This is a genomic window from Arthrobacter sp. NPDC057013 (assembly GCF_042674585.1).
Classification (GTDB): Bacteria; Actinomycetota; Actinomycetes; order Actinomycetales; family Micrococcaceae; genus Arthrobacter.
Genome location: NZ_JBHUSE010000003.1, coordinates 156655 through 180091, shown reverse-complemented (window position 1 = coordinate 180091; position 23437 = coordinate 156655). Strand labels below are relative to the sequence as shown.

Genomic DNA, 23437 nt, shown 5'->3' with positions numbered 1-23437 from the left:
TTGCCCGACCACCACGCCTCTCGAACCTAGGAACCATGAGCACCCAGCCAGCGCCAGGAACGCCGACGCATCAACCCTTGCAAATCGAGGCGACGCCCTTCGGCGACTCGGCCCTGATGCTGAAGGCGCTCGCCGCCAACGCCGAGGAGCGCCAGGCCGGAAGCCGCCGGCTCCGCGAACTGGTGTTCGGCCTTCAGCCGCACGGGCTCCTCGACGTGGTGGCCGGCGTGGACTCGGTACTGGTGGAGTTCGACTGCCTTGCCGTCAGCCACGCCCAACTCGCCCAGACCATCCGGCTGGCCGCGGCGGGTTCCGGGCCGGACGGAGCTCATGGCGATGCCGGGCGCCCGGCCGAGCTGTTCGTGATCCCGGTGGTGGTCAGCGAGGCCTACTCCCCCGACCTTCCCGACGTCGCTTCCGAGCTCGGCATCAGCCCGGAGGCGGTGCTGGAAATCCTGAAAAGCACCGAACTGTCCATCAACCTCCTCGCATCCGCGATGGCGCCGATGATGGGCACCCTCCCGTTCCCCGGCCAGGTCAGCCGCTGCCGGGAACCCCGCACCAATGTGGATCCCGGCTCGGTGATGGTGGCCGGCACCAGCGCCATCATCCAGCCCTTTCCCGGCCCCAGCGGCTGGAAGGTCATTGGCCGCACGCCGCTGACCGTGTGCGACATCCGCGAGGACCCAGCCACGTCCTACACCCCGGGCGACCGGGTGCGTTTCCGGGTCATCCCGGAGAGCGAATGGGAGTCGTTGGAAGGCCAGTTCCTCCGGCCGGCCACCGCGTTTTCCGCGTCGGCAACCGCAACTTCCGGAGGGACCACTGATGCGGACCGCTGAACTGACCGTCGGACTGAAGGTCCGCGAGGCCGGCTGGCTGTCCACCTTCCAGGACCTCGGCCGGGAACACTCCGAATACTTGGGCGTTCCGTGCGGTGGCGCGGCCGACCAGCATTCTGCCTCGGTAGCCAACATCCTGGTGGGCAACCTCCGCACGGCCACGAGCATCGAGATCATGGGAGGCCGCTTCAGCTTCATTCCCGATTCTCCGGTGCTGATCGCCGTCACCGGGGCCCCCGCGGACGTGACGGTCAACGGCGAGGCTGCCGCCATGTGGGAGCCGGTCTGCATCCCGGCAGGCGCACGCGTGGTCATCGCCAACGCGCGGGGCGGCATGCGCAACTACCTCGCGTTCAGCGGCGCCCTCGGGACCAGCCTGTTCATGGGCAGCGCCGCACCGGAGGCGCGCATGGGCTTCCCGCAGCAGATCGGCGCCGGACAGGACCTTCAGCTGCACACCAGCTACACCGGGTTCGAACACCCCTACCTCTCCCAGCCCCTCTTCCGGCTGCCGGTGCCAGTCCCGGCCTTCAGCCCGGACACCTGGCACATCGACATCATCGAGGGCCCGGAAACCGACGCCGCACCCGGCATCCGTGAACTGCTGTCCTCGCGCGCCTACATGGTGACCGCGAAGTCCAACCACGTGGGCCTGCGCCTGGACGGCCCGGTGGTCCACCCCGAGGGCCTGGGCGAAATCGTGTCCCACGGGGTTCCGATCGGCGCCTTCGAGATCCCGCACGGCGACGAACTCATCATCCTCGGCCGCTACCGGACCCTGACCGCCGGCTACCCCATCGTCGCCTTCGCCGCCAAGGCATCCCTGCCCCTGCTCGGCCAGGCGCGCCCCGGGCAGAAGATGACCTTCAACTGGGTTAGCAGCAGCCAGGCAGTGGAACGCTACCGCGAGGAGCAGCGGCTGCTCAGCGTGCTCGAGGAACGCGTCGCCAGCCTGTTCTCCGCCGTCCGCCTGCCGCACGCCTCCGCACTGGCTCCCAGCCCGGCGGCAGCCTGAACTTTCCGGACCGGTGCTTGACCCGGCCGGAATAAAGATGAGAAACTTTTCTCATATGAAATGCAAATCTCACTGCGATTAGGAGCGGTACATTGGGACTTCTTGAAGGCAAGGTTGCCATCATCACCGGTGCGGGCACCGGCATGGGGCGTTCCACCGCTGCCCAACTCGCCGCCGAAGGCGCCAGCGTGGTGCTGGTGGGCCGCCGCGGCGAGGTGCTGGATGAAGTGGCCTCAGCCATTACCGCCGAAGGTGGCAAGGCGTTCACCCGGGCCGCGGACATCTGTTCAAAGAACGACGTCGACGCCCTGGTCGAGTGGGTCGGCGAGACCCTGGGACCGGTGGACATCCTGGTGAACAATGCCGGCAGCGCCAGCAAGGTGCTCAATGTCCGCTGGATCAGCCAGGAGGAATGGAACGACGTCCTGGATGTGAACCTGAACGCCGTCTACCTCCTCACCCAGGCCGTGCTGCCGGGCATGCTGGCCCGCAAGACCGGCACCATCATCACAGTCTCCTCACTGGCCGCCGTCAATCCGAACCTGCTCGGCGGCGCCGCCTACGGTGCGGCGAAGGCTGCGGTCCGGAACTTCATGACCTACCTTCACAACACGTTCCGCAACGAGGGCCTGCGCGCCGTCACCATCCTGCCCGGCGAAACCGCAACACCCATCCTGGACAACAGGGCACGCCCGCCCCGGCAGGAGGAACGCGAGGCCATGGTCCAGCCCGACGACGTCGCCCGGGCCATCCACCTGGTAGCCACGCTGCCGCAGCGGACAGTGGTCCAGGAGCTCGTAATCGCCCCGACTGTCCAGCGCGACACCTCCGGGGACATCGAAATCAGCCGCTGGGCCGGCGCCCCCGCAGAGGAAGTGCCCCAGCCATGAAACGCCGCCGCACGTACGCGACCTCCGCCGTCGGCACTGCCGCACCCACCGCCGTCGGATCCGTACCGACCGCCGCAAGGTCCGCCGTCGGCCTCGCCCCCACCAGCCATCCCCCGATCCGAAGCAGGACCACCATGACCCTTGAACCAGCCACCACCGTCGTCAACGGCTTTCAGCCCTCGGAGGCCGTGCTGCGCGTGCAGCGCACCTCCCTCCGGGTTCAGCAGCCCCAGTCCAAGGGCGACCTCGTGTCCCTGGCCATGGGCGAGCCCGACTTCGATACGCCCGCCCAGGTCCGCGCCGCGGCGGCCAAGGCCCTGGAGGAGGGCCACACCCACTACTCGCCGTTGCTTGGCGAGCTGGTTCTTCGCGAGGAGCTGGCTGCCCGTATCGGCCGGCTCCTCGGCGAAGTGGCCAGCCCGGGCGACGTGCTGGTCACCCAGGGCGGCACCGCCGGCCTCTCCGCCGCGATCCTCGGAATCGTCAACCCGGGAGACAAGGTGGTCATCCCGGACCCCACCTACTCGCTGTACGCGGACCTTGTGAGCATGGCCGGAGGCACCGTCGTTCCCGTACCGCTGGCGGAGGACCTGCACTGGGACCTCGAGGCACTGGCCACGGCGATGGAAGACGCCAAGCTGTTCGTCTTCTGCAACCCTTCCAACCCCACGGGCATCGTCCACACCCGCCGTGAGCTCGAGGCCCTGGCGGACATGGTGGCCGGAACCGACACCCTGGTGCTGTCCGATGAGGCCTACAGCGACCTCGTCTACACCCCCGAGCCCTTCGTTTCCGCCCTGGAAATCGAAGGCCTCCGCGGCCGGACCATCTACTGCCAGACCTTCTCCAAGAGCTACGCCATGACCGGCTGGCGCGTCGGCTACCTGTGGGGCCCGCCGTCAGTCATCGCCTCCGCGGCGCGGGTCCACAACACCTTCAACGGCTCCATGAACACCGCCGTCCAGCTGGCCGCGCTCACCGCGCTGAAGACGTGCGGGCCGGACATCGCACGCATGCACGCCTCCTACGCCCAGCGCCGGGAACTCATGGCCAGCGGCCTGAGCAGCATCCCCGGGCTCACCGTCAGTTCCCCGGAAGGCGCCTTTTACCTGTTCCCCAGGTACGACGTCGACCTTCCGGCGGCACAGATGGTGGCGCACCTGCGCGACTTCGGCGTCGCCGTCCGCCCCGGCAGCGAATTCGGCCGCAACGGCGAATTCCACCTCCGCCTCTCCTACGCCGCCAGCGCCGAAGCCATCACCGCCGGCGTCGAACGCCTGGCTGCCGGCCTGGCAGCCCTCCGGTAGACCGCCGTGCAGCTGACAGACCCGGCATCCGGCCTGCGCACGGACACCCAGCGCAGCAGGGCCCTCCTGATCAGCGCCGCGGGGACGCTGTTCGGGGACGGCACTTCGGCGTCGATGGCCGACGTTGCCGCGAGCGCGGGCATCTCGACCGCCACCGCCTACCGGCATTTCGCCTCGGTTGACGAGGTCCTCGCGGCCTACCGTTTTGAGGTGGGCCGCGAGCTGCTGGAGTTCAGCCTGGCGCAGGAAACGCACGGCCTGGAGCTGCTGGAGTCGGTCTGCCGGAAATGGGTCGAGTTGGTGGTCCGGCACGGCGGCTCGATGATCCACACGCGCTCGGCCGAGGGCTATCTGGCGCGCGTGCGCCAGGGTGCCTACTACCTGACGGTGCAGACAGAGGCGCTGCGGCGTCCGCTCGACGAGGTCACCCGGGAGCTGGGAACCCCTCAGCAGGACGAGACTGCCCTGTTCCTGTGGAACGCCTTCTTCGACCCCCGCGAAATCTTCGACCTCATCCAGAGTATGGGCCTCACCCCCGAACAGGCCTCCGGCCGCCTGGTACGCACCTTCACCGCCGCACTGCGCGGATGGATGCCGGCCCAGGACCTAAGCTAGGTGGGTAGTAAGGAAAGGGTGCCGATCCATGCGTAGTGACACACAGCGCAACCGCCGACAGCTCGTCAAGGCCGCCGGCCAGCTGTTCGCAGCCCGCCGCGGTCCGATCAACATGTCGGACATCGCCAAGCACGCCGAAATCTCCACGGCGACCGCCTACCGGCACTTTGCCTCGGTTGAGGATGTTTTGGCCGAGTACCGCTTTGGCGTTGGCGAAAAGCTCCGGGACTTCAGCCTGAAGCAGGAATCAACCGGGCTCGAACTTCTCGAAGCTGTGAGCCGCAAGTGGGTGGACCTCGTCACCCGTCACGGCGGCGCGATGCTCTACACCCGTTCCGGCGAGGGGTACCTGGCCCGCCTGCGCAAGGGCGCCTACTACCTGACCGTCCAGGCCGAGGCGCTGGAGCGGCCACTGCGGGAGGCCTGCGACGAGCTCGGCCTCCAACCGCTCGGCGACGAGGCCATGTTCCTGTGGAACATCCTCTTCGACCCCCGCGAAATCCTCGACCTGATCCAGACCGTGGGGCTGACCAAGGACCAGGCCACCGTCCGGCTCATCGCCGCGCTCAAGGGCGCCATGGCCGGCTGGAACGAGGACCGGTCGCGCGGGAAAGGCTCTGGGGGTAGTGCTGGTGCGGAGGCCGCGCCTGCTGCGGATGCGGCCCAGGCCGCCAGTTAGGATCCCAGCCGGAATGCCTCTGCCCGCAGGCCCGTTCCGCGCGTAAGTTCACGCAGCCGGTCGGCGGTGACGGCCGTCAGTGCGGCGATCCGGAAGATGTCCATCTCCCCGCTGCGAAGGACCTGTACGACATCGGCACGCAGCTGCCGCTCAGCACTTTCCTTCTCCTCGATTACCCTCTGCAGCTGCTCCGCCAGCGCTACAAGACCGGAAACGTGCTGCTCGCGTGAGAGGCCGGGAATGTAGGACTCGGAGAAGGCCCTGCTCGTCTTCTTTACCTCGGTGATCTTCAGCCCGGTTGCGGCGGCAACGGCGGCCGCGGGCACTCCGCCGGCCATGGCTGCCGCAACGGCCTCGTTCCGCCGGCTCAGCAGCGCGCGGAACAGACTTTGCCGATGAGCCCGGGCGGCCTTTTCCTGGCCCAGCCTGCGCTCCAGGTCCTGGTCTTCACCAGATGATGCGGCCCGGGCTGAGTCAGCCCGGGCCTGTGAGGCGTTGATGCGCGGCTGAGCGACGCGACGCCGCGGCCGGGCGTCAGGAATGTACGTCACGGCGCTGCAGGCCCTCAATCAGTTCCCATTCCGCTGCCCGGTTCCGGAAAGCCGGCATCATGCTTCCCTCGAGGAAACGGCAGACAGTGCCGTGCGCACCGACGGGCGCCCACTCGCCGCTGACCGGGCAGTGGGTTCCAGTCGTGGCGGTGACGGTACGGACGCGCGTGCTGATTACGTGGCCTATGGCGCGCAGCATCAGATTGCCCCTGCGGCTGTGTCGGGTGTGGACGGGTCAGAGGTGGCGGTGTCGGGGGTGAAGGAGATCAGGACCTTGCCGGAGCGGCGCGCGTCCTTGGCGGTGTTGAAGGCCTCGAGTGCCTCGCTGAACGGGTACTCGTGGGTGATTACCGGCTCCACGAACAGGCTTCCGTCGGCGAGCGCCGCGAGGACCTCATCCATTTCGGCGTTGAAGCGGAAGGAGCCGAGGAGGTCCAGTTCGCGGGTAATGGCAAGCGAGATGGCCACCGGCTGCGCTCCACTGGGAAGCAGTCCCACCATCACCACCTTGCCGCCGCGCATCGTTCCGCGGATGGCCGAATCCAACCCGCGGTGGTTCCCGGAAGACTCCACGGTGACGTCGGCCTCCACGGCGGCGATAGCATCGGCGTCGGACGCCAGAATGGTGCCGGTGGCACCCACCAGGCGTGCGCGCTGCAGGGGTTCCTCATGGACGTCGACGGCGATAATCTCCGACGCGCCCGCACGATTGAGTACGGCGACGGCCAGGCATCCGATCGGGCCGCTGCCGACCACCAGCGCGCGTTTGCCGCGGACGTCCCCGGCTCGGGCCACGGCGTGCCAGGCGACGCTGGCCGGCTCGGCCAGGGCGGCCGCACGCAGCATGAGCCCTGCGGGCAGGGGCCGGAGCATCCTGGCGGGCAGAGCGGCGTACTGGCTGAAGGCGCCCTGCGTGTGCGGATACCGGGCGGCGCTGCCGAGATAGGTGCATCCGGGCGACAGGTTGGGGCGGTCCTGCGGGTAGCGGGCACCGTTGCCACCGGGTGTCGCCGGGTGGACAGCCACCTGCGTACCCGCGGCCGGGCCCGAGCCGTCCGCCGCCGCCTGCGTTACCGTGCCCACGACCTCATGTCCGAGGACGAGCGGCTCGCGAAGGATGGATTCGCCGGCGGCGCCGTGGAGCCAGTAGTGAAGGTCGGAACCGCAAATGCCGCCGTAGGCGATCTGGACCACGGCCTCGTCGCTTCGCGGCCCCGTGGGCTTGATTGGATCCAGGCGCAGGTCCTCCACCCCGTGGACGACCAGTGCTGCACTGTTTTGCTCCAGTGCTGCGCTGCGCCCTTCCTGGGTTGCGCCGGCTTTCTGGGCTGCGCCGGCTTTCTGGGCTGCGCCGGGCACCGTAGTGCTGAGTTCAGTCACGTCAGACCACCGCCGTCATTCCGCCATCGATGAAGATGGTCTGGCCGTTGACATACGCGGAAGCATCCGAGGCGAGCCACTGCACGGGCCCCATCAGGTCCTGCACGGTTCCCCACCGGGCGGCGGGTGTGCGCTTGCAGATCCAGGAGTTGAACTCGGGGTCGTCCACCAGGGCCTGGGTCATCTCGGTATGGATGTAGCCCGGTGCCACGGCGTTGATCTGGAGGCCGCCGGCAGCCCATTCGGCCGTCATGGCGCGGGTCAGATTGCGCAGGCCGCCCTTGGCCGCGGTGTATGCGCCGATGGTGGGACGGGCGAGGTCAGACTGCACGGAGCCGATGTTGACGATCTTGCCGCGGGCACGCGGCAGCATCCTCCGCGCGGCTTCCCGGCCCACAAGGAAGGCGCTCGTCAGGTCGGTGGAGATCACGCGGTTCCAGTCTTCGACGGCGAGCTCCAGCAGCGGGACGCGGTGCTGGATCCCGGCGTTGTTGACCAGGATGTCCAGCTCGCCCAGATTCTCCTCAATGTGCGCGATACCCTGAGCCACCGAGTCCGCGTCCGTCACATCGAAAGCCACGGCGTCCACCCGGTCCTCCCCGAACCGTTCGGCGAACACCTTGCGGGTCAGCTCCAAACGGTGCGCGTCGAAACCGTGCAGCACCACGCTTGCGCCGGCGGCGGCCAGCCCGTCCGCCAGGGCCAGTCCGATGCCCCGGGAGGAGCCGGTGACAAGGGCACGACGGCCCGTTAGATCAAAGGGTGTGGGGGTGTTCATCTGCGCTTCCTTCATCCCTGCCTGCTGAGGCGCCGCACGTCTCTGCAGCGGCGCCAATTGGTTCCCTCCCAGCGTAGGCGCCTACCAGGCTTAAAACAAGAATAACTTCTCATTTGAGCTGAGATTCTTATCTACTGCCGGCAGCGTGGCCTCGTGTGGATGAGCAATCGGCCGGGAGGACCCCAACTGACTGGCTCGCAGTTGTTGTCGTTTTGAGGGCCCATAACTGCAACAACTGCGAGTCACTTGGGATGGGCGGGATGCAAAAGACCCCGCGGACCGGACATTGTGCCGGTCCCGCGGGGCCTTCAGTTCGTAGGAGCGAACGCTACTTCGGTGCGATGGTCCAGTCGCCGTCGGAGTTCACCTGGACGAAGCCGGGGGTGAGCGTCACCATGCCGCTGTAGTTGCCGATCTTGTTGACGGCGAGCTCGGGAACCTCGCTGCCGAAGCCCTGCACCACGAAGGTGCTCTCACCCTTGTTGGTGATGGCCGCCTTGTCGGTGGCCACATCCCAGTACAGGACCCTGTCGCCGTGGCCGCTGACCTTGTCCGTGGAGGACGGAATGCTGTCGATGTCCTCGATCTTGAGGGTCCACGCGGAGTCGGCGCTGATGTTGAATTCGGTGGTGGGCGTGCCGGCACTGGTGTCGACCAGGTGCGAACCGGCGTAGGCGCCGGTGGTGTTGACCAGCAGGATCTCGGCGCCGTTGGTCTCCAGGGCGGTATTGCCGGTGCAGGCCTTGCACGTGAAGGTCACAACCGCCGGCAGGCCCTTAAGGTCGACAGTCTTGACGGCGTCGCCCGTGCCGGTGAGCGTCTTGGCTTCGAGGTGCGGCCGGTCCTCCCCGGCGGCTGCTTTCTCGGTGCTTTCCGGCGCCGCTGAGGAACCGGCGGCGCTCTCCTGAGTGACAGGTGCCGCAGAGATGATCGGCGGCGTGGCGGCCTGCCGGACAAGGGCTGCAGTGGCAATTCCAACGAACACGCCGATCACCAGGCTGACCACCAAATAGGCCACCGTGACCAGGACGGCCACCTTCTTGTGCTGCGCATAGCCTGCCAGCGGCCGGCCGTTCTTGTCCGTCCGCTTCCCGGCCAGCGTGAGGATCAGGTCCACGAGCGACCACCAGCCCAGGCCGCCCAGCGTCAGCAGCTTGGCGACGCCCGTGCCGGCCTTGCCGAGGTAGAAGCGGTCCACGCCCAGGCCGCCCAGCAGCAGCGAGAACAGCCAGGTGACCACGAAGGACTTCTGCGGTTCCGCCCCATACTGTCCCGGAACGGCCCCGTACTGCCCCGGATACGCCTGCCCAGCGTTCTGCCCGTCCAACAACTGCCCGTTCGCATACTGCGGCGCGCCGTAAGTGGTGTAGTCGGAGGGCGGCGGCGGGGTTGGGCCGGGGTGGCTCATTGCGGTCCTTTCAGGGCAGGCGACGGCAGGGGTCGCCGAGGTGGCGGAGGAAGAAAGAGGTGGGCAGTGCGGAAGGGGTGGTACGAAAAGAGGGGTGGCACATGGCTTCAGAAAGCCCGTTTACTTAAGGCTTTATGGCTTGCACATATGCTGCTGTCCCCCAGTTTGACGCTCTGGCGTCACCGCCCCCTCTAGGGATGATACAGGGCTTCCGGATGGCATCCGGGGACGCCACGGCGCGTCCCCGGACGACGCGCCGCAGAGACGTACGACGACGACGGACGCCGCCCGCCGTCGTCGTACTTTTGTTTCCTGTGCGGTCAGCTCGGCCGGCCTACTTTGGCACCGCTCCGATCTGCTGCATGAGGCTCAGCGTGTCCGTCGATCCCCAGTGCTCCGCAACTTTCCCGTCCTGCACCCGGATGATGTCGATGCCCGAGAATTCCACCGACTTGCCCGTGGCCGGGACTCCCGCAAAGTCGCCCTGGTGTGTTCCTGTCAGGGTCACGTAGGCGGCCTCGAGGTCCTCGTCGGCGAGGGCCGGCTCGCTGGTTTTCACCGCGAGGTCCGGAAACGCGGTCCGGACCGCGTTGACATAGAACTTCACTCCCTCCTTGCCCGGGGGCTGGCCGGGGAATCCCTCCTCATGGTCGACGACGTCGTCCGCCACCATCTCGTCGATGATCGCCAGGTTTCCGCCCGTCAGCACCTCGTCGTAAAAACGCTTGATCAGTCCGTTTCCGCCAGCCATCTCCGTCTCCTTTGCGGTTGTGGCTGTATATGGCAGTTGCATTGTCCTCCTGCCGATTTCCACCTTCAATGGTCAGTTGCTTCCCCCAATTCGGCAGCCACCCGGACGGTCCTTCAGGGCCGGAAAGGTCCAAAATAGGCTTAGGGGACACGCCAAAGAAGAACCACGAACGAAGGGGTTTGTCATGGCCGGATACTTCGAAATCAGCGATGCCCCGGACGGCGGCTTCCGCGTCAGGCTCCTGGACGGGGCGGGAAGCCTGGTGGCGGTCTCGGTGAAGTACCCCACCAAGGCGGCTGCCGTCGCCGGAATTTCCTGGACCAGGGAGGTGGCCGGGACCGGCCTCATCCGCGACATGAGCCGGGGCGGCCACGGGGAGATCATCATCCCCAAGTCCAGGGTTGCCCATGCGACGACGCGGATCCACTCCCACACCCGCTTCCAGACCAACACAGCCAAAGGGGTCCACTCCCGCTGACAGTCCGGGATGCCGGCTGACCGGCGGGACGTTGGCAATGGGGACGTGACGGCGGGCGGGCCTCGCACCAGGGCCGGGCAGGGCACTAGGGTTGGTTCCACGGCTGAAGACACCCGGCCTTGGAACGCCCCCAGGGAGCCGCCACCATGACCGAAGCCCTCGCCCCCAGTACCGAAAGCCCCGCAACCGGGAATAGCGACGCCGAAAGTACCGATACCGGCGCCGAAGCCGCTCTGCGCCGCGTCGCCGCCGACAGGCTCGGCCTGCCCCATCTCCGCGACGGCCAACTCGCCGGCATGACCGCCCTCGCGTCCGGCCGGGACGTGCTTGCGGTGATGCCCACCGGCTACGGGAAATCGGCTATCTACCAGGTGGCCGCCCTGTTCATCCACAGCGGCTTCATCCACGGCGGCCACGACCGCCCAAAGCACCCCGACGAATCCGCCGCCGACAGCGCAAGGCGCGGCCCCGCCGTCGTCGTTTCCCCGTTGATTGCGCTGCAGGAGGACCAGCTGGACGGCCTGCTTGAGGACCTGGGCGGGGATTCCGCCGTCGCCATCAACTCGGGCCGGAAGGATTCCGAGGTGGAGGACGCGTGGGAGGCGGCCGAGCGTGGCGACGCGGCCTTCCTCTTCCTCGCGCCCGAGCAGCTGGCCAAGACTGACGCGATCGAGCGGCTCGCGGCCATGGACGTGGCGCTGTTCGTGGTGGACGAGGCCCACTGCGTCTCCTCCTGGGGGCACGACTTCCGCCCCGACTACCTCCGGCTGGGCGAGGCGCGCGGGCAGCTCGGGAACCCGCCGGTCGCCGCCCTGACTGCCACCGCCTCTCCACCGGTGCGCGACGAGATCCAGCAGCGTCTGCGGATGAAGGACCCGCTGGTGCTGGTCCACGGCTTCGACCGGCCCAACATCCGGCTCGACGTCGTCCGCCACCTCGAGGAGCGGGACAAGGAGCGTGCAGTTGTCCGGCAGGTGGCCGAGCTCGAGGGGCCGGGCCTGCTCTACGCCGCCACCCGCAAGGACACGGAAGCGTACGCCGCCGAGCTCGCGGAACACGGGCTGCGCGCCGCCGCCTACCATGCAGGCCGGAAGCAGAGCGAGCGGGACCAGGTCCACGAGCAGTTCCTCGACGGCGAACTCGACGTCGTGGTGGCCACCACCGCATTCGGGATGGGCATCGACAAGCCCAACGTCCGCTTCGTGATCCACGCCGACATCCCCGAGTCCCTCGACGCCTACTACCAGGAGATCGGACGCTCCGGCCGCGACGGCCAGCCCGCCTCCGCCGTCCTGCACTACCGGCCCGAGGACCTCGGACTCCGCAAGTTCTTCGGCACCCACAAGCCGGACGAGGACGCGCTGCTCGCCGTCCTCAGCGCCCTGCGCGCGGCCGACAAACCGGTCACCCAGAAGGCGCTGGCCGAGCAGACCGGCATCCCCGGCCGCCGGCTCACCGGGCTGCTGAACGAACTGCTCGAGACCCGGTCCGTGAAGGCGCTCAAGCGCGGCGTCCGGCTGGAACCCGGCGCCAAACTGCCCAAGGTGGTGGAGCACGCCGTCGAACTCGCCGAAGCACGCCAGCGCGTGGACCGCTCTCGGATCGAGATGGCGCGCGGCTACGCGGAGACGGACGCCTGCCGGCGCCAGTTCCTACTGGGCTACTTCGGCGAGGCCCTGCCCGAGCCGTGCGGCAACTGCGACAACTGCGACGACGGCTCCGCGTACGAAGAGGATTACGACGACGGCGCCGCGGCCGCGGCGGGCGGGGAACCTTTCCCGCTCCAGGCCGCCGTGGTGCACAAGGAATGGGGTCCGGGCATCGTCATGCGGCACGAGGACGACGTGATCACCGTGCTGTTCGAGCGGGAAGGCTACAAGACCCTCTCCCGCCAGGCCGTGACGGACGGGAAGCTGCTGACGCTGGCGACGTGACGCCGTCGTACCTCCACCTCGCGCGTCACGCGTTGCGGGGATTCATGCCCCGGCATTTGTTGCTACGGCACCCTGGCCCGGCCGGCGCATTTCCCGCGAGCGTTGAAAGGCAAGCTGCATTGACTGAGGTAGCCAGTGCCCGGACCGCCCGGTGGCGGTCCGCGGTGGCAATCACGAGCCCAGGGTTCCTCCCAGATCACGCCTCCGCTTCGGTGCATTTAGAGAGACCGCGGACCATTGACATGTGACCAAATGGTCACCTATCCTGACCGTGTGGACGCCGTATTCAAGGCCCTCGCCGACCCCATCCGCAGAGATTTGCTGGACGCGCTCTTCCTAGAAGACGGCCAGACCCTCAGCGCGCTGGAGGCGCGGTTCGAGATGACCCGTTTCGGCGTCATGAAGCACCTGAGGATCCTGGAAGAGGCGGGCCTCGTGGTGACCCGGCGCCGCGGCCGCGAGAAACTGCACTTCCTCAATCCGGTGCCCATCAGGCTCGTCCACGACCGGTGGGTGAGTAAATATGCAGAACCATGGGCCGCTGCGCTTAGCGACCTCAAGACCCGATTGGAAAGTCCCATGGAAAAGATCTTCGAAATCTACATCAAGACCACTCCGGAACGCCTCTGGGAAGCCATCACGGACAGCGACATCCGCAGCAAGTACCAGTTCGGGAACACGCTGAAGTCCGACTGGACGCCGGGTTCGCGCTTCGAGATGGGCAACCCCAAGGCCGGGGCACTGCTGGGCGAGGGCGAGAACCTGGAGGTCGATCCCCCGCGCCGGCTGGTGCAAACCATGCGCGCGCTGTGGGGCGAGGACGTCAAGGCCGAGGGTACCTCCCGGGTCACCTGGGAAATCGAGCCGGTCGGCGACGACTCCTGCCACCTCACCGTCACCCACGACCAGCTCCGCGATGGCGCCAACGAGCAGCTCTACGGCGGCTGGCCGATGATCCTCTCCGGCCTGAAGACGTGGCTCGAGACCGGGGAAAAGCTCACCACGCCGGGCTCGCTGATGTACGGCTGAGCAGCCTTCCGGGGCACCCGCAGTGGCGGGCGGCCAGAGCGGACTGGGTAGGGTTGTCTTGCAGGCCCCACCCGAAACGCTCAGGAAAGAGGCAGCATGGAAGTTCCCCCTATCGTCTGGACCCTCACGATTGCCGGGATCGTTGCGCTCCTGGTCTTCGACTTCTTCTTTCACGTCCGGAAGGCCCACACTCCGTCCCTGAAGGAATCCGCCACGTGGTCCGCCATCTATGTGGGCATGGCGCTCGTGTTCGGCCTCGGCGTCTGGCTGTTCGGCGGCTCCAAGATGGGCACGGAGTATTTCGCCGGCTACGTGACCGAGAAGGCGCTGTCCGTGGACAACCTCTTCGTCTTCCTGATCATCATGTCCAGCTTCAAGGTGCCGCGCGCGGACCAGCAGAAGGTGCTCCTGTTCGGCATCGTCTTCTCGCTGCTCGCCAGGACCGGCTTCATCTTCCTCGGCGCCGCACTGATTAACAGCTTCGCCTGGGTGTTCTACATCTTCGGACTGATCCTGCTCATCACTGCCGGAAACCTGCTCAAGCCGGACAACCACGACGACGACAGCGAAACCCTCGTAGTCCGGCTCGCCAAGAAGTTCCTTCCGGCCTCCGAACATTTCGACGGCGACAAGCTCTTCACCGTGGTGGACGGCAAGAAGGTCCTCACCCCGATGCTCCTGGTGATGGTCGCCATCGGTGCCACGGACATTCTCTTCGCGCTGGACTCCATCCCGGCCATCTTCGGCCTGACGCAGAACGTGTTCATCGTCTTCACGGCCACGGCATTCTCGCTTATGGGCCTGCGGCAGCTGTTCTTCCTGATCGACGAACTCCTCGACCGGCTCATCTACCTCTCCTACGGCCTCGCCGCCATCCTCGGCTTCATCGGCGTGAAGCTGATCCTGCACGCCCTGCACGAGAACAACCTGCCGTTCATCAACGACGGCGAGCACGTCAACGTCATCGAAATCAGCACCGGCACCTCGCTCAGCGTGATCCTCGGCGTCCTCGCCGTCACCATCATCGGCTCCCTCCTCAGCCCCAAGGGCAAGGCCAAGACCATGGTCTCCGGCGCCAGGCGGCACGCCACCACGTACGTGGACCTCAATTACGAGACAGACATCGCCGAGCGCGAGCGGATCTTCGACAAGCTGGTCCACGAGGAGCAGGAACTGAAGAGGCTCCCGGAGAAGTACAAGCGGCTCATCCGGAACGAGACCGAATTCATGGACCTCATCCGCCAGGCTCACGCCGAACACGACCAGGCACTCGAGCGCGCCGGCGAAAAGTAACCAGACAACAGCAACGCGGGATCACTTGGCGCCCAATAAACCGTCCGAATTGGGGGCGCTGGGTGACCCCGCGTTGCTGTGGGTGCCTAATGGATTAGTGCCCCCGCGTTGCTGTGGGTGCCTAATGGATTAGTGCCTGTGGAGGAAGTGGCGGATCTTGTCGCCGATTCCTTCCGCGGTGCGGCCGCGACCCATGGAAGAGGTCCGTCCCGTGGTGGAGGGCCTGGTGCCCCGCGTGTATCCCCTCGAATATCCACCGGTGGTTCCGTGGGTGGTCCGTCCGGAGATTCGTCCTGCAGCGTTCCTGATCATGTTGCCCAAGTTCACGATGAACTCCTATGGTTGTGCGTCTGTTCAGGCTGCGACCGATTTGGGGACCGGTCTTTCCCGACTTTACGCCGGTCATCCGGGCGTGGCTACCGCGGAGTATTAGCCCCCAAAAGGTTTCCTCGGGAGGCGCAATGTCAGGCGCGGAGACCTGCCGCTTCCCGCGCGGAAGCACCGGCACCTCGAGTGAGGGCATATGATCCAGCAGCGCAGGCGTCACGCCGGGGCACACCAGGAGTGGCAGAGATGAGGTCCTGCCGTGCGCTTACTCCTGCTTGACCAGCGCAGCCTCAAGGTTGATCTTTACCTTGTCGCTGACCAGAAGGCCGCCGGCTTCGAGGGCGGCGTTCCAGGTCAGGCCGAACTCCTTGCGGCTGATCTCGGCTTCCGCCGAGAACCCGGCGCGGGTTGCGCCGAAGGGGTCGACCGCCACGCCGGTGAACTCAACCTCCAGCTCAACAGGCTTGGTGACGCCCTTGATGGTGAGGTCGCCCGTCAACGTGTAGTCCTCGCCGTCGCCATCGATGTGCGTGCCTTTGAAGGTCATCTCCGGGAATTGCGCGACGTCGAAGAAGTCCTCCCCCTTCACGTGCGCGTCGCGGTTGGCGTCACCTGAATCGAAGCTGTCGGTGCGCACGGTGGCATGAACCGAGGAGTCGGCCAGGGAGTCGCGCACATGGGCCTCGGCGGTTGCTTCCCGGAACCGCCCCCGGACCTTGCTGATCCCGGCGTGCCGTACGCTGAAGCCGATCTCACTGTGGGACATATCGAGTGTCCAAATACCGGGGGTCAGGCCTGCGGGAAGAGTCATGACGCATCTCCTTTGAAGGAAAAACCTGCTGGTCAGTGCGGTTTCAACACTGGTTTAGCCCGCCCGTGAAGTCAAGGACGAGAAGCTTCACCGTCGGCCTGGCAGGCGCTCAGCAGGCGCCCAAAATCCGCCCCAGGGCGTCCGGCGGAAAACCCGCACATTCCTAGCCAATTTTCAGGAAGCTTGCCTAGCCTAGAGACAGGCCCACCGCGTATCCCCCATCCGGGGTGGTCCTGCCGCTAGGAGTAGCCCCGCAAAGCCGTCAGGCAGTGCGGGGCTCTCTGCGTTTCAGGACGGCATCCGCGTGGCACCGCCAGCTCCGTCCCGCCAGCCAGTACGATCGGTCGTTGAATCGACAGCCAGCGCCACGGGAGTACACCGCCTTGCACCAAGCACCACCCCGCAAAAGGAACTGGTTTGCAGCCGGCGCCCTTGCCGCAGTCATCCTGGCCACCACCGCCTGCGGCGGGGTCATCAGCGCAACCCGGCAGCCGTCGTCGGACGCTGTGCCCGGCGGATCAGGCGGCAACGCGCCCGGGTACGCCGTCAAGGCAGCCGACCTCCTCGCCACCCTGCCCGTCAAGGGCCGCGCACCGAAAACCGGCTACGACCGGGAAGAATTCGGCCCGGCCTGGTCCGACACGGACCACAACGGCTGCGACACCCGCAACGACATCCTCGCCCGGGACCTCAAATCCACAACGTTCAAGCCCGGAACTAAGAACTGCATCGTCCTGACCGGCACCCTCGCCGATCCGTACACGGCCACCACCATCGTCTTCACCCGCGGCAGCAAAACCAGCAGCGCGGTCCAAGTCGACCACGTCGTGGCCCTCAGCGACGCGTGGCAGAAGGGCGCCCAGCGCCTCAGCAAGGCGCAACGGACCGCCTTCGCCAACGATCCCCTCAACCTGCTCGCCGCTTCCGGCCCCGCCAACCAGCAGAAGTCCGACGGCGACGCCGCCACCTGGCTGCCTGCCAGCCGCGCCTACCGCTGCCCGTACGTCGCGCGGCAGATTTCGGTCAAGGCGAAGTACAAGCTGTGGGTAACCCCGGCCGAACGTACCGCGATGGCGTCGGTGCTGGCCCAGTGCGGCGGAACCGTCGCTGGCGGCAAGTAGCCGGAAGCTCAGCTTTCCTCCGGCACCTCACCCGCGAACGGGTAGTCGTCATCATCGTTGCCGGGCGTCCCGGCCGCCTGCTCGATGGCGTCGGCCTCGGCCGCTTCCTCGGCGGAAAGGTCCGGCGCGGCGGCCGCGCCGTTGGAGCGCAGCGGGGTCCGCTGCTCCAGGGCATCCGCCTCGGGAACGTCCTCGGGCAGCGGCCGCGGTTCCTCGTCCCCCTCGGGACCTGCGGGCTGGCGCTGTTCGAACGCGTCGACCTCAGGTACTTCAAGCGGCGTTTCGTCCGGCTGGCTGTTCATGGATCCTCCTGCGCTGGGGTGGTGGTGGTTCCATGAGTCTGGCCCTACTCCCCGACGACGGCAATGGGGGCCGCATGCTGCCCACCACTGTGGAACTGCATGCGGCCCCGCGAGCCTCCCTTGTCAGCTGAGGTATCCGTTCGGGTTCAGCACGAACTTCGTGGCGGCGCCGGCGTCGAACTCGGCGTACCCCTTCGGTGCTTCCTCGAGCGGAATCGGCTTCGCGTTGACGTTCTTGGCGATGTGCACGCGGTCGTTGAGGATGGCCATCATCAGCTGCCGGTTGTACTTCATCACCGGACACTGGCCCGTGGTGAAGCTCAGCGACTTCGCCCAGCCCGTGCCGAGGCTCAGGCTCAGCGCCCCCTTCTTGGCGGCCTCGTCGATGCCGCCCGGATCACCCGTTACGTACAGCCCCGGAATGCCCAGCGCGCCACCGGCCGCAGTGATATCCATCAGCGAATTCAACACGGTGGCCGGCGCCTCCTTTGCGCCTTGGCCGTGGCCCTTCGCCTCAAAGCCCACGGCATCCACGGCGCAGTCCACCTCAGGTACGCCCAGGATCTGTTCGATCTGTTCCGCCGGCCCGCCCTTGGCGAGGTCCACCGTCTCGCAGCCGAAGCTGCGGGCCTGCGCCAGCCGGTCAGCGTTCATGTCGCCCACAATTACGACGGCGGCGCCCAGCAGATGCGCGCTCGTCGCCGCTGCCAGTCCAACAGGACCGGCACCCGCGACGTATACGGTGGAGCCGACGCCCACTCCCGCAGTCACGGCGCCGTGGAAGCCCGTGGGGAAGATGTCCGAGAGCATGGCGAGGTCCAGGATCTTCTCCATGGCCTTGTCCTTGTCCGGGAACTTGAGCAGGTTCCAGTCGGCGTACGGCACCAGGACATAATTCGCCTGGCCGCCCACCCAGCCGCCCATGTCCACGTAGCCGTAGGCGCTGCCCGGCCGGTCGGGGTTCACGTTGAGGCAGATACCGGTCTTGCGCTCCTTGCAGTTCCGGCACCGGCCGCACGAAATATTGAACGGCACCGAGCAGATGTCCCCGACCTTGATGAATTCGACGCCGGGCCCCACCTCCACCACTTCACCGGTGATTTCGTGGCCCAGCACCAGGTCCGGCGGCGCCGTGGTCCGGCCGCGGACCATGTGCTGGTCAGAGCCACAGATGTTGGTGGCCACCGTCTTGATAATCGCACCGTGGGGAACCTGGCGCCCCACGTTGGCCGGGTTTACGCCCGGGCCGTCCTTAAGTTCAAAAGTGGGGTAGTCGATATCGATGACTTCCACCTTGCCGGGTCCCTTGTAGGCAACGGCTTTGTTCCCTTCCATCTCTTTCCTCCTGGCGTCACGGACCCTTCCCCGTGAAGGGTCGGCGGTGAATTCATGAGTGATGTGATGCGCCCTCCAGGGCATTCCCCTGAAAGGCCGGACGACGCCGTCGGGCCTTAAAGGTGGAGGGTCCTGCCAGTCTAGAACGGTGCCCCCGACGGGTCCATGGGTATGAGCGGAGAATTGAGAGTAGACCCTCAGCGGTTTGGGTATAACAATTACGTCAATTACGCAACACAATTGGGTCTTTTTGATCGCGCCCGTCCGGCCTACTTTGGGAACAGCGAGTCGCCCAGCCGGGGCGTCCGGAACCTTGGAGGAATCCATGAGCACGCACGTAGCCGATTGCAGCGTCACCAACTGCTCCTTCAACGACCACTCCGAATGTAACGCCGAGGCCATCACGGTCGGCGGCACCACAGACCACGCCTCCTGTGCCACATTCATCGACACCGGCGTGCACGGCGGCCTGCCGAAGGTCCTCGCCGGCGTCGGGGCGTGCCAACGGGCGGAATGCATCCACAACGACCACCTGATGTGCAAGGCATCCGAAGTCCACGTTGGCCCCGGCCCGGACAACGCCGACTGCCTCACCTACTCCCACAATGGACGGCAGGCCACCCACTAACCTGGGATCCACTGCGCATCCACTGACCAGCGCAGGCGGATAGGGTCCCCCATTGGCCCGGCTCCCGGCCGGTGCGGCTTGATTGTCGTAGCCTCTTGCTAGATTCGAATCAGCGCACCGGGAACCGACCCGGAGCGAGGCTGCCAATGGGGAGGCCCCATGTTCCTGCTCGACCCAACCACACCGGGCGAACCGGCTGATCTGGTGTTTTCAGCCAGCGACCTCGTGACCGCCAGCGAGTGCGAATACCGGACGCTCCGGGTCCTGGACGAGAAACTTGGCCGGTCCCCCAAAGCCGACTTCGCCGCCGACGAGATGCAGGCACGGGCCGGCAAGCTCGGCGACGTCCACGAGCACAAGGTGCTGGCCTCGCTCGTCGACCGCCACGGCCCGTGGGACGCCTCGCGCGGCACCGGTGTCTATTGCATCGACCGCGGAACGCCGGACCGTGCCAGCCTGGCGGACAAGGCCCGCGAGACCGCCGCCGCCCTCCGCGCCGGCGCGGACGTCGTCTTCCAGGCCACGTTCTTCGACGGCGAATTCCTCGGCTATGCAGACTTCCTGGTGCGGGAGGAGGCGGCCGTGGCGAGCGAACAGGCCGTGGGCATTACAGCCGCGGGACCTTCATTGTCCAGGGGTTCCGCTGCGGACCGGTATGAGGTCTGGGACACCAAGCTGGCGCGGCACGCGAAGGTAGGAGCCCTGCTGCAGCTTGCTGCCTACGGCGACCAGCTGATCAAGCTCGGGCTGGAACCGGCCCCGCGGGTCCTGCTGGTGCTGGGCAACCTCGAACGCAGCACGCACTCGCTGGCGGATCTGCTGCCGGTGTACCGCGAGCGCCGGGCGCGCTTCCGTGAGCTCGCCGCTGCGCACCGTCGCGCGGAGAGTCCTGTTGCGTGGCAGCAGCCGGGCGTCAATTACTGCGGCAGGTGCGACTACTGCGCCGAGCAGGTGGCCGGGCACCGCGACCTGCTCATGGTGGCGGGCATGACCTCCGTCCAGCGGAAGAAGCTCGTCGCGGATGGCGTGACCACCATCGACGCCCTAGCGGAGCTCCCTCTGCACCTGGCCACGGGGTCGCGGCGGCGCCTGCGGGACCAGGCCAGGATGCAGACCGGGCTGGAAGCAGCCGACGGCTCACGCACTTTCATGAAGGAGGGCCAGCCGCACACCGTCACCTACAAGGTGCTGCCAGACAACGCGCTGGCCGGCATTCCTGCCCCGAGCGACGGCGACATCTTCTTCGACTTCGAGGGCGACCCCCTCTGGCAGGATCCCGCAGGCCAATGGGGCCTGGAGTACCTTTTCGGTGTGATTGAGGCCCCGTTGCCCACTGACCCGCCGGGCCAGGAACCGGTCTTCCGGCCGTTCTGGGCCCACTCGCGTGCGGGCGAGCGGCAGGCGTTCCTGGACTTCCTCGCCTACGTGGAGGCACGCCGTGCACAGTATCCGGACATGCACGTCTACCACTACGCCCCCTACGAGAAGACGGCCCTGCGCAACCTCTCGCTGAACCATGTCGCTGGCGAGGATGTGGTGGATTCCTGGCTGCGGGACGGGCTCCTGGTGGACCTATACGCCACGGTCCGGCATTCGCTGCGGATTTCGGAGGCCTCGTACTCCATCAAGAAGCTCGAGCCCCTGTACATGGGAGACAACCTGAGGTCCGGGGACGTCAAGGACGCCGGCACGTCGGTGGTGGCCTACGCCGCCTACTGCGAGGCACGTGACGCCGGCCCCGAGACGCAGGCGGAAGCCGCCGCCATCCTGGCCTCCATTTCCGACTACAACCAGTACGACTGCCTCTCCACGCTGCGCCTCCGCGACTGGCTGCTGCAGCTGCGCGGAAATGGCGCGCCCGGTGCTCCTGGTGGGGCGGGCGTGACGGCGGCCGGTTCGGTGACCATGGCCGCCGGCGCAGGGACGGCGGCCGGTTCCCAAACGCCGCTGGACGCTGTTGCGGACCCGGAACCTTCTCGGGAGGAGGCAGGCCTGCGGTCTTTCCTGGACGCCATTCCGGAACACCGCGAGCTGACGGCGGATGAGCAGGCCGTGGCAATGGTCGCGGCGGCCACCGGCTATCACCGCCGGGAGCGCAAGCAGTTCTGGTGGGAGCACTTCGACCGCCTCGAATCCGAGGTCGACAGGTGGCGGGACCAGCGCAACGTGTTCATCGTGGAAGGGGCCGAGGTGGTCTCGGACTGGGCCCCGCCCACCTCCCGCGCCAGGACGGAGTCCCGTACTTTGCGGCTCACCGGGATCATGAGCGAAGGCTCCGAATTCAAGCCGGGTTCCAAGTGGTTCCGGATGTTCGAGGACCCTCTGCCCGACGGTCTCGGGGAGGTCGACGGCGGGCGCACCCCGAGGCGCGCGGCAGCACCCGAGCCCTCAGATTCAGCCCGCGCGTTGGCGGCCGCCGCGGCGGCACCCCACGAGGCCACCATGCCGCCCTCCCGCGACGGCATCTTCGGAACGCTCGTGGAAGCGGTCGAGGACCTTCCTGAACGGCCCGGCCGGACCGTCATCACCATCACGGAGAAGTCCACGGGGAAGGTGCCACCTTACTTCCAGCTGCCCATGGCCCTGACGGACGACCGTCCCATTGCCACCGACAACATTGAGGCCGCGCTTGCAGAACTCGCGCAGCGCGTTGGTTCCTCCCTGCCGGAACTTCCCAAGCATGCCGGGGTGGACATTCTGCGCCGGACAGCACCCCGGCTGGCCGGCATCCGGAGCCTGCCCGCCGTCGGCAATGACGCTAACGGCGACGCCGACTACGTGTCTGCCATTACCCAGGCGCTGGAACACCTTGACTCGTCCTACCTCGCGGTTCAGGGCCCTCCGGGCACAGGCAAGACGTACGTCGGCTCCCAGGTTATTGCCCGGCTTGTGGAGGCCGGGTGGAAAGTGGGCGTGGTCGCGCAGTCCCACGCCGTCGTCGAAAACATGCTCTGCACGGCGATCGAGAAAGCCGGGGTGGACCGCGCCGTGGTGGCGAAGAAACTCTCTCAACCACACGACGTGCCGTGGACCTGCGTCGCCGATGAGGACGTCGCGAGGCTTCTGGACGGGGACGCCGGCTGCCTGGTCGGCGGAACCGCCTGGACCATGACGGGCAAATACGTGCCATCCGGTTCCCTGGATCTGCTGGTTATCGACGAGGCCGGCCAGTATTCGCTCGCCAACACCCTGGCCGTGGCACGCTCCGCAAAGCGGCTCCTCCTGCTCGGCGATCCGCAGCAGCTTCCCCAGGTCACGCAGGGCTCCCATCCGGAGCCGGTCGATGAGTCGGCACTGGGCTGGTTGTCAGCTGGGCACGCCACGATGCCTGCCGAGCTCGGCTACTTCCTTGCCGACTCCTGGCGGATGCATCCCGAGCTGTGCCGGAAGGTGTCGGTGCTCAGCTATGACGGCAGGCTGGAATCTGCGCCGGCGGCGTCCCTGCGCCACCTCGACGGCGTGACTCCGGGTGTGGACACCGTCCTGGTGCCGCATGCCGGCAACACCACGAGTTCGGCCGAAGAAGCCGCGGCGATCGTCGGACTGGCGCGGGAGCACATCGGGCTCAAATGGACGCCGGGCAGGGACGAGCCGATCCGGCGGCTGGAAGCCAAGGACATCCTGGTGGTGGCTGCGTACAACGCCCAGGTGCAGACAATCCAGCACGCCCTGGACCAGGAGGGGCTTTCCGAGGTGCGGGTGGGAACAGTAGACAAATTCCAGGGCCAGCAAGCTCCCGTTGTGCTGGTGTCGATGGGGTGCTCGGCCATTGCGGAGGCACCGCGCGGGGCCGAGTTCCTGCTCAACCGCAACAGGATCAACGTGGCGGTATCGCGGGGCCAATGGCGGGCCGTAATCGTCCGCTCCCCCGAACTCACCAACTACATGCCGGCGCGGCCTTTCGCGCTGGAGGAACTCGGTGCGTTCCTGGGACTCAGCCCGGGGGAATTCAACCGGGACTGA

23 protein-coding genes are annotated in these 23437 nt (G+C 67.0%); 13 read left to right on the top strand and 10 right to left on the bottom strand.

What is annotated here, in order from left to right:
• The first annotated feature begins 35 nt into the window (after positions 1 to 35).
• The 6 genes from ACFTSA_RS06415 to ACFTSA_RS06390 all read left to right on the top strand — a co-directional run bounded on the left by ACFTSA_RS06415 (position 36) and on the right by ACFTSA_RS06390 (position 5348).
• Entirely contained in the window at positions 36 to 842 is an 807-nt protein-coding gene (locus ACFTSA_RS06415) for an allophanate hydrolase subunit 1 (protein ID WP_377950443.1), read from the top strand.
• Positions 829 to 1857: a biotin-dependent carboxyltransferase family protein gene (locus tag ACFTSA_RS06410; protein ID WP_377950442.1), complete on the top strand. Its 1029-nt coding sequence runs from the start codon at positions 829 to 831 to the stop codon at positions 1855 to 1857. The genes ACFTSA_RS06415 and ACFTSA_RS06410 overlap by 14 nt, the downstream gene beginning before the upstream one ends.
• A gap of 92 nt (positions 1858 to 1949) precedes the next feature.
• Positions 1950 to 2747, top strand: coding sequence for an SDR family oxidoreductase (locus tag ACFTSA_RS06405; protein WP_377950441.1), 798 nt, complete (start codon positions 1950 to 1952; stop codon positions 2745 to 2747).
• Positions 2744 to 4054 carry a pyridoxal phosphate-dependent aminotransferase gene (locus ACFTSA_RS06400; protein ID WP_377950440.1) on the top strand — a complete coding sequence of 437 codons (1311 nt, stop codon included), beginning with the start codon at positions 2744 to 2746 and terminating at the stop codon, positions 4052 to 4054. The genes ACFTSA_RS06405 and ACFTSA_RS06400 overlap by 4 nt, the downstream gene beginning before the upstream one ends.
• Before the next feature lie 6 nt (positions 4055 to 4060).
• The gene (locus ACFTSA_RS06395) at positions 4061 to 4669 is read left to right on the top strand and encodes a TetR/AcrR family transcriptional regulator (RefSeq protein WP_377950439.1); all 609 of its coding nucleotides are present in this window, start codon (positions 4061 to 4063) and stop codon (positions 4667 to 4669) included.
• 28 nt (positions 4670 to 4697) lie between these two features.
• Positions 4698 to 5348, top strand: a complete 651-nt coding sequence (locus ACFTSA_RS06390) for a TetR/AcrR family transcriptional regulator (RefSeq protein ID WP_377950438.1) — start codon at positions 4698 to 4700, stop codon at positions 5346 to 5348.
• Here the strand turns inward: ACFTSA_RS06390 and ACFTSA_RS06385 are convergent.
• The 6 genes from ACFTSA_RS06385 to ACFTSA_RS06360 all read right to left on the bottom strand — a co-directional run bounded on the left by ACFTSA_RS06385 (position 5345) and on the right by ACFTSA_RS06360 (position 10216).
• The gene (locus ACFTSA_RS06385; protein ID WP_377950437.1) at positions 5345 to 5899 is read right to left on the bottom strand and encodes a hypothetical protein; all 555 of its coding nucleotides are present in this window, start codon (positions 5897 to 5899) and stop codon (positions 5345 to 5347) included. The genes ACFTSA_RS06390 and ACFTSA_RS06385 overlap by 4 nt on opposite strands.
• Entirely contained in the window at positions 5883 to 6098 is a 216-nt protein-coding gene (locus ACFTSA_RS06380; protein WP_377950436.1) for a hypothetical protein, read from the bottom strand. The genes ACFTSA_RS06385 and ACFTSA_RS06380 overlap by 17 nt, the downstream gene beginning before the upstream one ends.
• On the bottom strand, positions 6098 to 7186 hold the full coding sequence (locus tag ACFTSA_RS06375) for an L-idonate 5-dehydrogenase (protein ID WP_377950617.1): 1089 nt from the start codon (positions 7184 to 7186) through the stop codon (positions 6098 to 6100). Before ACFTSA_RS06375 ends, ACFTSA_RS06380 begins: the two co-directional genes overlap by 1 nt.
• A gap of 94 nt (positions 7187 to 7280) precedes the next feature.
• Positions 7281 to 8057 carry an SDR family oxidoreductase gene (locus ACFTSA_RS06370; RefSeq protein WP_377950435.1) on the bottom strand — a complete coding sequence of 259 codons (777 nt, stop codon included), beginning with the start codon at positions 8055 to 8057 and terminating at the stop codon, positions 7281 to 7283.
• A 328-nt stretch (positions 8058 to 8385) separates the two neighbouring features.
• Complete coding sequence (locus ACFTSA_RS06365) at positions 8386 to 9465, bottom strand: TM2 domain-containing protein (RefSeq protein WP_377950434.1); 1080 nt, start codon at positions 9463 to 9465, stop codon at positions 8386 to 8388.
• Between the two features lie 334 nt (positions 9466 to 9799).
• Positions 9800 to 10216 carry an ester cyclase gene (locus ACFTSA_RS06360; protein ID WP_377950433.1) on the bottom strand — a complete coding sequence of 139 codons (417 nt, stop codon included), beginning with the start codon at positions 10214 to 10216 and terminating at the stop codon, positions 9800 to 9802.
• A gap of 184 nt (positions 10217 to 10400) precedes the next feature.
• Here ACFTSA_RS06360 and ACFTSA_RS06355 point away from each other — a divergent pair, with 184 nt between their 5' ends.
• From ACFTSA_RS06355 to ACFTSA_RS06340, 4 genes are all read left to right on the top strand, one after another.
• Positions 10401 to 10694, top strand: a complete 294-nt coding sequence (locus tag ACFTSA_RS06355; protein ID WP_377950431.1) for a YegP family protein — start codon at positions 10401 to 10403, stop codon at positions 10692 to 10694.
• Positions 10695 to 10840: 146 nt separating this feature from the next.
• A complete protein-coding gene (locus tag ACFTSA_RS06350) occupies positions 10841 to 12628 on the top strand; it encodes a RecQ family ATP-dependent DNA helicase (RefSeq protein WP_377950429.1) in 1788 nt (595 codons plus the stop codon).
• Positions 12629 to 12901: 273 nt separating this feature from the next.
• Positions 12902 to 13657 (top strand): ArsR/SmtB family transcription factor, encoded by a 756-nt coding sequence (locus tag ACFTSA_RS06345; protein WP_377950428.1) that lies wholly within the window; start codon positions 12902 to 12904, stop codon positions 13655 to 13657.
• 96 nt (positions 13658 to 13753) lie between these two features.
• The gene (locus tag ACFTSA_RS06340) at positions 13754 to 14950 is read left to right on the top strand and encodes a TerC family protein (RefSeq protein WP_377950426.1); all 1197 of its coding nucleotides are present in this window, start codon (positions 13754 to 13756) and stop codon (positions 14948 to 14950) included.
• A 129-nt stretch (positions 14951 to 15079) separates the two neighbouring features.
• Here the strand turns inward: ACFTSA_RS06340 and ACFTSA_RS06335 are convergent, their stop codons facing one another.
• Positions 15080 to 15277: a hypothetical protein gene (locus ACFTSA_RS06335; protein ID WP_377950424.1), complete on the bottom strand. Its 198-nt coding sequence runs from the start codon at positions 15275 to 15277 to the stop codon at positions 15080 to 15082.
• A gap of 265 nt (positions 15278 to 15542) precedes the next feature.
• Positions 15543 to 16088: a YceI family protein gene (locus ACFTSA_RS06330; protein ID WP_377950423.1), complete on the bottom strand. Its 546-nt coding sequence runs from the start codon at positions 16086 to 16088 to the stop codon at positions 15543 to 15545.
• Positions 16089 to 16471: 383 nt separating this feature from the next.
• On the opposite strand from ACFTSA_RS06330, the gene ACFTSA_RS06325 reads away from it, so the two are divergent.
• The gene (locus tag ACFTSA_RS06325) at positions 16472 to 17209 is read left to right on the top strand and encodes an HNH endonuclease family protein (RefSeq protein ID WP_377950421.1); all 738 of its coding nucleotides are present in this window, start codon (positions 16472 to 16474) and stop codon (positions 17207 to 17209) included.
• 8 nt (positions 17210 to 17217) lie between these two features.
• Here the strand turns inward: ACFTSA_RS06325 and ACFTSA_RS06320 are convergent, their stop codons facing one another.
• Positions 17218 to 17511, bottom strand: a complete 294-nt coding sequence (locus ACFTSA_RS06320; protein WP_377950420.1) for a hypothetical protein — start codon at positions 17509 to 17511, stop codon at positions 17218 to 17220.
• Positions 17512 to 17634: 123 nt separating this feature from the next.
• Entirely contained in the window at positions 17635 to 18846 is a 1212-nt protein-coding gene (gene fdhA / locus ACFTSA_RS06315; protein ID WP_377950419.1) for a formaldehyde dehydrogenase, glutathione-independent, read from the bottom strand.
• Between the two features lie 325 nt (positions 18847 to 19171).
• On the opposite strand from fdhA, the gene ACFTSA_RS06310 reads away from it, so the two are divergent.
• Together ACFTSA_RS06310 and ACFTSA_RS06305 are read left to right on the top strand one after the other, a co-directional pair.
• On the top strand, positions 19172 to 19474 hold the full coding sequence (locus tag ACFTSA_RS06310) for a DUF1540 domain-containing protein (RefSeq protein WP_331572433.1): 303 nt from the start codon (positions 19172 to 19174) through the stop codon (positions 19472 to 19474).
• A 159-nt stretch (positions 19475 to 19633) separates the two neighbouring features.
• Positions 19634 to 23437 (top strand): TM0106 family RecB-like putative nuclease, encoded by a 3804-nt coding sequence (locus ACFTSA_RS06305; RefSeq protein WP_377950416.1) that lies wholly within the window; start codon positions 19634 to 19636, stop codon positions 23435 to 23437.